Raw genomic sequence first — 11,410 nt, 5'->3', positions numbered from 1 at the left:
CTTGATTCGAGAGTCGTCACAAATGAACGAGCGGGCTTACGCCAGAAGCAGGTACGGGTTCTCCATGAGCTCCCTGACGCGGGAGAGGAATCTTGCGGCATCGACGCCGTCGATGATCCTGTGATCCGCAGTGATTCCGATCACCGTCATCGGACGAACGACAATCTGCCCCTCTCTGACGACGGGACGGTCCACAATCGCATTCATGGCCATGATGCACGCCTCCGGGGGATTGATGATCGGCGTGAAGTCGTTGATTCCGAACATCCCGAGGTTCGTGATCGTGAACGTCCCCGCCTGCATATCGGTCATCTGGAGCTTTCCGGAGCGCGCTTTTTCGACGAGAACCTCCGTATCCCTCGCGATTTCCGAGAGCGTCTTCGTCTGGACGCCCTTGAGATTGGGAACCAGAAGGCCCCCCTCGACGGCGACTGCGATCCCTATGTTGACGTCGTCGTGCAGCACGAATTCGTTTCCGTCGATCGAGGCGTTCGCCATTGGCATTTCGGCGAGAACCTGCGCACAGATCTTCATGAGGATATGCGTGAACGACAGGCGAATCCCATTTTTCGAGAACGGATCCCGGAGCGCGTTTCTCAGAGCGGTTATTCCGGTGCAGTCGGTCTCCATGTTGTAGGTCACGACAGGAATCGAACGAGAACTCTCCGACATCCGGTCGGCGATCACACGACGCATCGGAGAAACCGGGATCCGCTTCGTAACGCCTGGAAGCCGCGGCTCTTCTCGCGGAAGCGGCGCGGCTTCCAGGACATCAGCCTTCATGATTCTGTCTTTCCGCGCGAGCGACGCAACATCCACTCCCAGGTCTTCGGCGATCCTCTTCGCCACCGGAGACGTCTTGACGCGCGACGCCGACTGGTGTGCCAGTTCGACGTCCCTGCGGACGACCATCCCATCCGGCCCCGTTCCCTTGATGCCCACGAGCGTCACTCCCGTTTCGCGGGCGACCTTCTTCGCAAGAGGAGAAGCGGAGACCCGTGTCGCCCCCGGGGCAACGCCCTTTGCCGCCCCGTTCGGAAGCTCGTCGCGGAGGACTTCGGTGACCGTTTCAGGAGTGGAATCCGCAACGGATCCCACAAGCTCCCCCTTTTCGCCGAGATACGCAAGAAGTGCACCGACCGCGACTTCCTTCCCCTCGGGAACCAGAACCTGAAGCAGCGTTCCACCTTCCTGGACCTCGACTTCAAACGTGAGTTTATCCGTCGCGACGACAAAGAGAATCTCTCCTTTCGCGACGGTATCCCCTTCCTTTTTGCGCCATTGAGCGACGGTGCCAGCGGACATCGTCAGACCCAGCTTCGGCATCGTGACCGCAAACGCCATGGGAAACCTCCTTCTCGCCTTGAGAATCGTCTTTAGCCGAGCTTTAACAGTGTCGGCAGGAATGTCGTAATTGCCGGAAACACCGTTATGACGCCGAGCGCGATAACAGACGCGATAATCAACGGGATCGCAGGTTTCGCGATCTGTTCCATCGTGAGTCCGCTGATGTTCGCGCCGACATAGAGATTCACCGCTACCGGCGGCGTCACCTGTCCGATCGCGAGGTTGATCGTCATCATGACGCCGAACCAGATCGGATTCCATCCGAAATGCGCGATGATCGGTAGAAGAATCGGAAGGAATACGTAAAAGATCGATATAGCGTCGAGCAACATACCCGCAAAGAGTAAAATGATATTGATCATAAGCAGCACGATCCGGGGATCGGACGAAACGCTCAGGAGTACCTTTGCCGCCTTATCGATGAGGCCGACTGTGGCACCTACCCAGGAATACAGTCCCGCACAGGTCACGACTATCATGACCACGGCAGTCCCGACGACAGTCGAACTGAGTATCTGGTAGAGAACCTTGACTGTTATCGTCCGGTACACGAAGACGCCGACGAACAATCCGTAGAAAACCGCCACAGCGGCCGCCTCTGTTGGTGTGAAGATGCCGCCGTAGATTCCGCCGAGAATGACGACGGGCGTGAAAAGCGCCCAGAGGGCATCCCGAAAAGCCTTCCAGAGAGCTCGGAAGTCGCCCCTTGGCTCTCCCCTGTAGCCTTTTTTCCGGGAATGAAGGTAGACAGCGCCCATGATGAAAAGGGCAACGACAATCCCCGGAATGACTCCCGCCGCGAAGAGCGCCCCGACGGAAACCTGGGCGAGATCGCCATATACTATGAACGCGATGCTCGGAGGAATGACGATGGCGAGTCCGGATGAAACGGAAACCACAGCCGTCGCAAACGGCTTGTCGTACCCTCCCTGAACCATTCCGGGAATCAGAATGAGTCCTATGGCGGCGACCGTCGCGGGCCCCGAACCACTCACCGCGCCCCAGAATGTCGCGACGGCCACTGTCGCGATAGCCAGTCCGCCCGTAACGTCACCGACGATTTCCTTGATGAACGTGATGATTCTCTCTGCAATCCCGGCCTTTTCCATAATGACTCCGGCAAGGATGAAGAATGGAATCGCAAGCAGCTGGAACTTCGCGATACCTGCGAAGAAATTGTATGACACCATCGGGAATCCGAGCCCCCAGTACCACGCGGTGACGAATGACGCACCTCCGAGAGCCACGGCTATCGGGATCTTTATGACAAGAGGGCACAGAAAGAGAATAAGCGTCCAGAATGCCGGATCAGTAAAGAAGTCAGTCATTGCCGGCCCTCCTAATAGTCATTTTTTCGAATCGTCGCTACCGCCGCTTCGAGAATGCGTATGACGATCAGCGCGGAGACGAGCGGGGTCGCAACGGTATAGAAATACACGGGTATGCCGAGAGACTCGGTAATGACCCCAAGGGCGACTTCATCCGCGACCTCGAGATATCCCATGTATGCCAACACACCAAAGAAAATAATCGAGGCGACTGTTGAAAGGATGAAGAGGAGTTTTCTTACGGATTTCGGGCAAAGATCGTAAAACATCGTCAGGCTCAGGTTCGCTCCCTGTTTGAACGCCATGGCGGTACCGAGGAGGACGCACCAGACGAACAGGTTGACTTCGAGTTCTTCGGAGAACGAAAAGGAATATGATGTCAGATACCGGACGACAACGTTCACAAAAGCCACGGAGACCATCACAAACACCATGATCGATCCGATAAGCTCTTCAAGGTGATCCCAGATCTTCTTCAGCATGGCTCAATATCCCCTTCTCCGAAGGCGAGGGATTCCTCCCTCGCCTTCATGCAGTATCGTGCTACTTTACGCTCGCCATATCCTCCTCGGCGGCCTTGATAAGCTCTTCGCCGAGTTCCTTGCGCCACTTCTCGGCAACCGGCTTCGTCTTCTCGGCGAACGCCTTGATCTGTTCGGGCGTCAGCTTCGTGACAGTCATTCCGGCCTTCTCGAGCGCCGCATACGGATTCGTGATCTCGGGAACCTTGCCGATGCTCTGAAGGTACTTGAGGGAAATATCGCCGTCGAGGCCGACCCGTGCGATCGCGATCTGATACTTCGACGCCAGATCAACGCACTCCTGAAGCATCTTCCGATCCTGCTCCGGGAAGGATTTCCAGACATCGGGGTTAACGCAGAGCAGAAGCGGATCGATGACATAGTGCCAATCGGTCACAAATTTGTGGTATTCGTAAATCTTGAGCGGGAAGAAGATGCTGATTGGATTTTCCTGACCGTCGACGACGCCTTGCTGGAAGGCCGTCGTGGCCTCCGCCCAGTTCATGTTGATCGGGTTCGCGCCGAGTGCGTTGTAGATGTCGATGTAGATCGGGCTTCCGACGACCCGGATCTTCAACCCCTGGAGGTCAGCGGGGGAAGTGACGGGGCGTTTGCTGTTCGTGAGTTCGCGGAAACCGTTTTCACCCCAGCCGAGGAACTTGACGCCCTTTTTCTCGATGGCGTCAATAAGCATCTTCCCTGATTTCCCCGCCTTGATCGCATCGACGGCTTTGAAACGATCGGGACGCGATGCGATGAAGAACGGCATAGCGGTCAGGTTGAGTTCCTTAACCTGCGGAGACCAGTTGATGACGGACTGCAGCGCGAAGTCGATCGCTCCGTTCCTGAGAAGGAGGAACGCTGACGTCTGCTTTCCCGCGGAGAGCTGGGAACCGAAATAGACCTTGATGTTGATCTTGCCGCCGGACTTCTCTTTCACGAGATCGGCGAAATACTGCGCTCCCATGCCCCACGCCGTTGCAGGTCCCGGAACAACGTCCATCTTGTACTCGTCCTTGTATCCAGCCGCGACCGCCGGCACTGCGAGCGCGCACAACAGAGCCGTTGCAATAACCAGAGCTATTCCCTTCCGCATAGTGATTCCCCCCTGTGATGAAATAGATGGTGTTCGCCTTGCTTTGCGATTCAACGCATCCTCTTCCCGCGCATCACCTCCGGTTTCCTTTGAAAACGGAGTGCCACCGCCAGGTTTGTTTTTGGACGCACCTGAACGAAATATCCCGAACGCGCTTTACGCAAAAACCTTGCGAACCCCGGCAACGATCGTTTCGGCGGTAACGCGGTATTCCTTTTCCAGAATCCTCGCAAACGGCACCGGAGTGAACGGCGACCCGACGCGGACGATCGGAGCGTCGAGGCAGCCGATCGCCTTCTCGGCGACGATCGCAGCGATCTCGGCACCGACGCCGCACCGCTTCACCGCTTCGTGCGCGATGACAAGCCGCGTCGTCTTCGCCACAGATGTCAGGATCGTCTCTTCGTCGATCGGAGAGACGCTCCTGAGGTCGATCAGTTCGACCGAGATTCCGCCCTTTTCCAGTTCGTCCGCCGCCTTGATCGCGTGGTTCATCATCATCGAGTACGAGACGAGCGTGACGTCCTTTCCCTCCCGAACGACGTTCGCCTTGCCGATCGGCGTGACGTAGTCCCCGTCCGGAACGTCGCCTTTCATCGAGAAGAGTCCCTTGTGTTCGAAGTAGATGACCGGGTTGTCGTCCCGGATCGCAGCCTTGAGCAGTCCTTTCGCGTCCGCCGGGTTGGACGGAATGACGACTTTGAGGCCCGGGATGTGCGCGAAGAACGCCTCGACGGATTGCGAGTGCTGCGCCGCAGCCTGGTTGATCATTCCGTCCGGCGCCCGGAGGACCATCGGGATGCTTTTCTGGCCCCCGAACATGTAGTGGATTTTCGCCATCTGGTTGAAGATTTCGTCGAAGCACACGCCCATGAAGTCCGCGAAGTGCATGTCCGCCACCGGCCGCATTCCCGCGAGCGCCGCCCCTATCGCCGCGCCGACGATGGCCGTTTCGCTGATTGGCGTGTCGATGACCCGCTCTTTGCCGAATTTGTCCGGCAGTCCCTTGAATTGTCCGAAGATGCCTCCCTGCCGCGCGATGTCTTCTCCCATGACGAAGACGCTTCCGTCGCGCGTCATTTCCTCTTCCATCGCTTCGAGCGTCGCCTGTGCGAATGATATCGTTCTCATTGTCGTTGTCTCCGTTTCACCGTGTCTCTGCGCCCGCAGGGGCCGGAACGTAGAGGTCCGTGTAGAGTTCCGACGCGTCGGGTTCCGGGGATTGCCGCGCGTATTCGATGGCTTCGCCGATTGTCCTGACCGCTTCCGCTTTCATCGCGTCGAGGTTTTCCCGCGTCATGACGCCCGCTTCGAGGACTTTCTTTTCGAATGTCGGGATCGGGTCGGTGGCGTCGAAGACGTTCTGCACTTCTTCTTTCGTCCGGTATTTCTCCGGGTCGCCGACGAAGTGTCCCTTGATCCGGTAGGTTTTCGTTTCCAGGATGGCCGGGCCTTCCCCTCGCCTCGCCCGTTCGATGAGGTCGCCCGCCGCTTCGTAGACCGCGAAGACGTCGTTGCCGTCGACGATGACTCCGGGGATGCCGTATCCCTGCGCCCGGTCCGCGATGTCGTCGACCGAGGTGGTGGTCCGGTAGGGCGTCGTGGATGCGAACTGGTTGTTTTCGCAGACGAAGAGCACCGGCAGTTTCCAGACGGCCGCCATGTTGATCGCTTCGTGGAAGGTCCCGCGGTTCGACGCTCCGTCTCCGAAGAAGAAGACCGAGACGCCGTCCGTTTTCTGCATTTTCTGCGCGAGCCCCGCTCCGGTGACCATCGTGAAGCCGCCTCCGACGACGCCGTTCGCCCCGAGCATTCCCACGCTGAAGTCCGCGATGTGCATCGAGCCGCCCTTGCCCTTGCAGTAGCCCGTCTTTTTCCCGAAGATTTCCGCCATCATCCGCTTCGGGTCCGCTCCCTTGGCCAGCGTGTGTCCGTGCCCCCGGTGCGTGCTCTGGATGTAGTCCGTCTTCCGGAGATTCCCCATCACGCCCGTCGCCGTGGCTTCTTCACCGATGTACAGATGCACGAATCCAGGGATCTCCCCCGCAAAGAAGTTCTCTTCGACCTTCAGCTCGAAGTTCCGGATCAGCACCATCGTCTCGTAGAACCACCGCAACTTCTCCGCCCCATACTCCCCGAGCGGAACCTGCGGCCTTCTCCATTCCCCTTTCGCGCACATCGTCGCCCTCTCCTTTCATTTCCGTCGCCCGCCCGAGGCGAAGCGATATCGAAAAAAACCGGCGCCCCCGAAGAGATGAGCTTCAGGAATGCCCCGGAAAATCCTCTCTCAATTGTTCATGTTCCTGCCAGAAAAGAATGTTGGCTTTCCCTGTAAGCAGATGCTGGTGCATCGCGGCGGCAGCCCGGTCCGGGTCACCGCGGCGCAATGCGTCGGCGATGGCGCAATGCTCCTGAAAGGATCTCCGGACCGAACCGCTACACCGGAGAACATTCAGCCCAACAGAAAAGAATCGTTCGCGAATGCGACGGGCGACATTGTTGATGAGGGAATTGGCGTACCTGTCCAGAAAAAGATCGTGGAACGTCCGGTCGTGGACGAGGTACTCCGTCACATCGGAACGTGCCATCGCTCCCTTCTGAAACTCCAGGTTCCTGTCGATACGGTCCATCCATTCGGCCGGAAGGGTTCGGGCTATCTCTCTGACGACGAATTCTTCAAGAGCCATCCTCAAGGCGAATGTTTCGTTCACCTCGCGGATGGATACGTCCGGAATCACGATTCCCCTGTTCGGAAGAATATCGATGAACCCCTCCGCCTGAAGCTGGAGAAGAGCTTCCCGGATCGGGGTTCTGCTCATGTTGAGCTCGACTGACAGAGAATTTTCGGAAAGTCGGGATATATCTATTCCGGGATTCTGCAACAGCCTCTCTTTGATCCACTCGTATGCGAGTTCTTTTTTTCTTTTGATCATGAAAACTTTCATCCTCCCGTGGGGGGTGTATACAAGTAATATACAACCTCCATACAATAAATGTATAAATAGCGCGTCTTTTTGTCAACCGCTTCTTTTGAATCAGAGGTGAGAAATGTGGCGGAGGAGAAACTTCAAGTCAGTTCTATCTGGAGATATCTGCTGCGGTCTTTCCGGAGGCGTCTTTCCTGTTCAGTCGGTTCAGGGTTTTTCCGATTTCCATGGATTTCGCTTCAAGCGCGCGAAAGGCATCGACCTCTTTCTCGTATGAAGCGCGCGGATAGTCTCCTCCGTGGCTTTTGTCCGCAAGTCTGCCGCAGATGTCCGAAAGCGCCAGGATCGCCTCGGAGAGCGAGGAACAATAGGCTCGCAACGATATCAGGAACCGGCCGTTCTCGGTGTCCCCTTCCGGCTTCATGCCCCTGATGCGCGTACGTATCTCCAGCAGTTCTTCCGAGAGTTTCCGTAACGCGTCTCGTCTCTCGTCGTACGGAACGGGACGATAGAAGCCCGGAATTCTGATGATTTTTCGCATCGTAGGCCGAAAGAGCTCATCCTGAATCGACATATGAGTCTTGAGAACATCAAACACGTCACGTGCGCATTTCCGAGTTTCCGGATTCATTTGTGTTCGCCCAGTCCTTCCGTTTTCGGAATATCGCCGCTGGTCGTCTCGCGAAGCACCGCGACGACGTGTTCCGCGGCGACACGTTCGGCAGGACTTCCGACGGCTTTTTCAAGTGCTTCGAGCGCGATTTCGAGGTTTCGCAGCCCTTTCTCGACGGTTCGACGATCGTGCGAGGGAAGTGATTCAAGTGATGATCGTACGGAATTGCAAAGCTCGCGACCGAACGACAAAAGATACTCTGCCTCCGCTGATTTTGGAGCCGGTGAGCGTTCCTCTTCAGGGCGACTCCGGAGCCAGGCAAAAACCAGAATGAGAATGAGAACGGAGAGCGCCGCTCCTGCCGACGCAGTCCGTCCTCTGACGATTCGCAGCCTCACGTCGACTGCTCCGAAAAATTCAGAGACATGGTCGGGCGTCCCCGTTATGCGAAACGGCGGGCAATCTTTCCCCATCCCGGTTCCGTCGTGATCTTTCCGTTCGCGAACACTGTCCTGCCCCGAACGATCGTCCGCTCCGGCTTTCCGAAGACCCTCCATCCGTCGAAGACGCGCGCGCTCGCGCGGCACCGGGTGAACATCTCGTCTTTCGAGATCGTCTCTTCGCGTTCAGGATCGATCAGGACGAAATCCGCATCGGCCCCGAGCGCAATGATACCCTTTTTCGGATAAAGCCCGAATACCTTCGCCGGGTTCGTGCAGATCAGCTCGATCATACGCCGCAGAGATATCTTCCCTTCGCGGACAGCCGTGTACATGAGCGGAAGGCGAGTTCCGAGCCCAGGAAATCCCGCAGGAGGAATGAAGATGTTTCCATCCCCCTTCAGTTTTTCTTCCTCAGTGTACGGCGCATGATCGCTTCCGATGAAGTCGATGCTGCCGTCGCGGACGAATTCCCACATACCCTTGCGCTCTTTCTCGCTCCGGACCGGGGGGTTGCACTTGGCGAACGGACCGAACCGGTCGAGTGCGTCCGTGTTGAGAAACAGATACGACGGACACGTCTCGGCAAACGCGCGGACTCCGCGTGCACGCGCCTCGTTCACAAGCTCGACAGCGCGCGGGGTGGAAATGTGACAGATCTCGACGGTCGCTCCGGTTTCCTCGGCAAAGAGCAGAACCTTCGCCGTGGCTTCGATCTCGCAGATCGGAGGACGGGAACGTTCGTGGTCCTTTGGAGTCGTCTGTCCCGCGGCGGTCATGTTTCGGATGTTGCGCTGGATCATGGCGTTGTTTTCCGCGTGAAAGGCGCCGATACCTCCGGATTCCGCGATTTTCCTCATGACCTCATAGAGATCGGGCGTATCGGGCGCGGTCAGGCCTACGAACTCGGCTTCGCGTCCTTTCGGCGCTTCATGGAGAAAGGTCTTGAAGGCGACGATTCCCGATTTCGAACACGGAACGATCGAATCGATCCGATCCATTCCCGCCGCGCCGAAAAACGCGACATCGACGACGGATTCCGATGCGGCCAGGCGCATACGCGCCTCGACAACTCCCGGCGAATAGGGAGGCGGCGAAGAGATCGGCATCTCCATGATCGTTGTGACGCCGCCAGCGGCGGCATCGCACGTTCCGGAGTGGAACGTCTCTCGTTCATCGTGTCCGGGAGCCCTGATATGAACGTGCGGATCGACGGTTCCGGGAAGAACCATCTTTCCTTCGGCATCGATGATTTCTCTCCCTTCGATGTCGTCGAGCGTAATAGCCGCCACGACACCGTTCCGGATTCCGAGGGAACAGACAACCGGGGCATCTTCGCCCAGACAGACGGCGCCTCTTCTGACAACGAGATCGAACATTCGCAGCCTCCTTCTTCAGGACCGGGTCGAGGGGGACGCCAGTCGTTTCGCTACAGCATAGCAAACCTTCGTTCCGACCGATAGACCTGTCGCTCCCGCCGGGGAATCACTCCCGGACGTCTCCGCCGAGCACAAGACTGAGAAGCGCCATACGGACCGCAACACCGCACGCCACCTGATCGAGAATCAGAGAATCGCCGCAGTCGGCGACATCACCGGAGAGCTCGACGCCCCTGTTTATCGGGCCCGGATGCATGACGAACGTTTTCTTTCCCGTCCGGCGCAGACGGTCCGAAGTAATTCCCCATTGCCGATAATACTCCTCGAACGAAGGAATTTCAGCCTCGCACATGCGCTCTTTCTGGACACGGAGCAAAGAGAGGACATCCATTCCGGGAAGCGCTTCCTCAAGCGTATGGAAGACACCTTCGACACCCCACTCTTCTCTGAATGCTCCGGGAAGAAAAGCGGACGGCCCAGCAAGATACACTCTGGCGCCGAGTTTCCGGAGAATGCACGCCTGTGACGAAGCGACGCGACTGTGAAGGATATCACCGACGATTGCAACCTTGAGGTCCTCGAGCGTTCCGACGCGTTCCTTCAGGGCAAGGGCGTCGAGGAGCGCCTGAGTCGGATGGGCGTGCGTCCCGTCCCCTCCGCTGATCACGGATCCGTCGAAGTACTCCGTCGCTTTCCGGGCGCTTCCGTTGACGGGATGCCGCAGGACAAGGACATCGACGTTCATGGCATTTACCGTTCTGAGAGTGTCCTCGAATGATTCTCCCTTCGAAAGGCTGCTCGCGGGGGCGTTGAAGTCGATGGCGTTCATCCCGAGACGCTTTTCCGCGAGTTCGAACGAGATTCGCGTCCGCGTGCTGTTCTCGAAGAACATGTTGACAGCCGTGAATCCCTTCAGAGTGTCGTGATGCGGGGCCGGTTTGCGGTTCATCGCTTCCCTGCGGTATTCGCCAGCAACACTGAGAACGGTCAGGATTTCTTCCCGCGACATGCTCTCGATCGTGACGACATGCTTCCGGTTCCAGGTCATATGTTCTTTCAGTCTCCTTCGTCAGTTCCATACGCTTCCCTCAGAACGGAAGCGACCACAGTCCCGGGCAGAAAGACGGGACGGGATACGATTCGCGCCACTCGTCTCCTCATCGCGACGGTAAATCCCAGACAGTCGAGGACGACCGCATCGATCCGGCCGCGCAACGACTCTGCGGCTTCGTCAAGAAAAACGGGATCCCCGTAAGGGGATCCCGTCGTGATCAAAAGCTCTCGTCCTTCCCTCTCCCACTCTGTTTTCTTGAGGGCCTCCTGTTCCCTGACTGGGACGATGACCCCGAGACGCCCGGCGGGCAAAAACGCGTCCACGATACCTCTGACGAGTTTCATGGGATGGAGGAGATTCATTCCGGGGAGAGCCGCCTCGCGATACTCTCCCTGACAGAGAATCAACGCCGTCGAGAGGCCCTCGTCACGAATCTTTCCGAGCGTCGACCGCAGCATCGCGACGATGTCGGATTTCACCATCCGTACCGAACGTCCGTCCCGAAGACGCGTCACGTACACCACCGCTTCCCTCGGACATTCCGCCGTCTTCGAGAGATGAGAGAGCCTTTCCTCGGTCGCGTCGTCGAGGAGACCGTACTCCACGAGAGACACTCCCTCTTCGAGGATTTTCCTCATCGGGGTGGTGATCTCGGTTCTGGGAGACTGCCCTATCGTGACAGCGGCGATCCGGATCATGCGCGCG

At 57.7% G+C, this 11,410-nt stretch carries 12 protein-coding genes; all 12 read right to left on the bottom strand.

Annotation, left to right across the window (positions count from 1 at the left end; translation table 11 throughout):
* Positions 1 to 36: 36 nt before the first annotated feature.
* Positions 37 to 1,344, bottom strand: coding sequence for a dihydrolipoamide acetyltransferase family protein (locus tag ACZ5IU_RS13880; RefSeq protein WP_464418337.1), 1,308 nt, complete (start codon positions 1,342 to 1,344; stop codon positions 37 to 39).
* Between the two features lie 32 nt (positions 1,345 to 1,376).
* On the bottom strand, positions 1,377 to 2,675 hold the full coding sequence (locus ACZ5IU_RS13875) for a TRAP transporter large permease (RefSeq protein ID WP_464418335.1): 1,299 nt from the start codon (positions 2,673 to 2,675) through the stop codon (positions 1,377 to 1,379).
* Between the two features lie 11 nt (positions 2,676 to 2,686).
* Positions 2,687 to 3,157 carry a TRAP transporter small permease gene (locus ACZ5IU_RS13870; RefSeq protein ID WP_464418333.1) on the bottom strand — a complete coding sequence of 157 codons (471 nt, stop codon included), beginning with the start codon at positions 3,155 to 3,157 and terminating at the stop codon, positions 2,687 to 2,689.
* Between the two features lie 61 nt (positions 3,158 to 3,218).
* Positions 3,219 to 4,292: a DctP family TRAP transporter solute-binding subunit gene (locus tag ACZ5IU_RS13865; RefSeq protein ID WP_464418331.1), complete on the bottom strand. Its 1,074-nt coding sequence runs from the start codon at positions 4,290 to 4,292 to the stop codon at positions 3,219 to 3,221.
* Between the two features lie 156 nt (positions 4,293 to 4,448).
* The gene (locus tag ACZ5IU_RS13860) at positions 4,449 to 5,423 is read right to left on the bottom strand and encodes an alpha-ketoacid dehydrogenase subunit beta (RefSeq protein WP_464418329.1); all 975 of its coding nucleotides are present in this window, start codon (positions 5,421 to 5,423) and stop codon (positions 4,449 to 4,451) included.
* A 16-nt stretch (positions 5,424 to 5,439) separates the two neighbouring features.
* On the bottom strand, positions 5,440 to 6,471 hold the full coding sequence (locus ACZ5IU_RS13855; protein ID WP_464418327.1) for a thiamine pyrophosphate-dependent dehydrogenase E1 component subunit alpha: 1,032 nt from the start codon (positions 6,469 to 6,471) through the stop codon (positions 5,440 to 5,442).
* Positions 6,472 to 6,553: 82 nt separating this feature from the next.
* Positions 6,554 to 7,225 (bottom strand): GntR family transcriptional regulator, encoded by a 672-nt coding sequence (locus ACZ5IU_RS13850; protein WP_464418325.1) that lies wholly within the window; start codon positions 7,223 to 7,225, stop codon positions 6,554 to 6,556.
* A 145-nt stretch (positions 7,226 to 7,370) separates the two neighbouring features.
* Complete coding sequence (locus ACZ5IU_RS13845; RefSeq protein ID WP_464418323.1) at positions 7,371 to 7,760, bottom strand: hypothetical protein; 390 nt, start codon at positions 7,758 to 7,760, stop codon at positions 7,371 to 7,373.
* 86 nt (positions 7,761 to 7,846) lie between these two features.
* Positions 7,847 to 8,230: a hypothetical protein gene (locus tag ACZ5IU_RS13840; protein ID WP_464418321.1), complete on the bottom strand. Its 384-nt coding sequence runs from the start codon at positions 8,228 to 8,230 to the stop codon at positions 7,847 to 7,849.
* A gap of 44 nt (positions 8,231 to 8,274) precedes the next feature.
* Complete coding sequence (allB, locus tag ACZ5IU_RS13835; RefSeq protein WP_464418319.1) at positions 8,275 to 9,651, bottom strand: allantoinase AllB; 1,377 nt, start codon at positions 9,649 to 9,651, stop codon at positions 8,275 to 8,277.
* Positions 9,652 to 9,757: 106 nt separating this feature from the next.
* A complete protein-coding gene (locus ACZ5IU_RS13830; RefSeq protein ID WP_464418317.1) occupies positions 9,758 to 10,699 on the bottom strand; it encodes an aspartate carbamoyltransferase catalytic subunit in 942 nt (313 codons plus the stop codon).
* A gap of 8 nt (positions 10,700 to 10,707) precedes the next feature.
* Entirely contained in the window at positions 10,708 to 11,403 is a 696-nt protein-coding gene (locus ACZ5IU_RS13825) for an AroM family protein (RefSeq protein WP_464418315.1), read from the bottom strand.
* Positions 11,404 to 11,410 lie beyond the last annotated feature (7 nt).

It is taken from the genome of Lactivibrio alcoholicus (genome assembly GCF_055390895.1).
Note: the sequence above shows the minus strand (reverse complement) of the source record. Positions and strands in the feature narration are given on the sequence as shown.

What these genes read in the sequence shown, in the direction of transcription:
- ACZ5IU_RS13830 (WP_464418317.1), bottom strand. Translation starts at nt 10,699, where the DNA reads ATGACCTGGAACCGGAAGCATGTCGTCACGATCGAGAGCATGTCGCGG.
- ACZ5IU_RS13860 (WP_464418329.1), bottom strand. Translation starts at nt 5,423, where the DNA reads ATGAGAACGATATCATTCGCACAGGCGACGCTCGAAGCGATGGAAGAG.
- ACZ5IU_RS13855 (WP_464418327.1), bottom strand. Translation starts at nt 6,471, where the DNA reads ATGTGCGCGAAAGGGGAATGGAGAAGGCCGCAGGTTCCGCTCGGGGAG.
- ACZ5IU_RS13870 (WP_464418333.1), bottom strand. Translation starts at nt 3,157, where the DNA reads ATGCTGAAGAAGATCTGGGATCACCTTGAAGAGCTTATCGGATCGATC.
- ACZ5IU_RS13825 (WP_464418315.1), bottom strand. Translation starts at nt 11,403, where the DNA reads ATGATCCGGATCGCCGCTGTCACGATAGGGCAGTCTCCCAGAACCGAG.
- allB (WP_464418319.1), bottom strand. Translation starts at nt 9,651, where the DNA reads ATGTTCGATCTCGTTGTCAGAAGAGGCGCCGTCTGTCTGGGCGAAGAT.
- ACZ5IU_RS13850 (WP_464418325.1), bottom strand. Translation starts at nt 7,225, where the DNA reads ATGATCAAAAGAAAAAAAGAACTCGCATACGAGTGGATCAAAGAGAGG.
- ACZ5IU_RS13865 (WP_464418331.1), bottom strand. Translation starts at nt 4,292, where the DNA reads ATGCGGAAGGGAATAGCTCTGGTTATTGCAACGGCTCTGTTGTGCGCG.
- ACZ5IU_RS13880 (WP_464418337.1), bottom strand. Translation starts at nt 1,344, where the DNA reads ATGGCGTTTGCGGTCACGATGCCGAAGCTGGGTCTGACGATGTCCGCT.
- ACZ5IU_RS13875 (WP_464418335.1), bottom strand. Translation starts at nt 2,675, where the DNA reads ATGACTGACTTCTTTACTGATCCGGCATTCTGGACGCTTATTCTCTTT.
- ACZ5IU_RS13845 (WP_464418323.1), bottom strand. Translation starts at nt 7,760, where the DNA reads ATGCGAAAAATCATCAGAATTCCGGGCTTCTATCGTCCCGTTCCGTAC.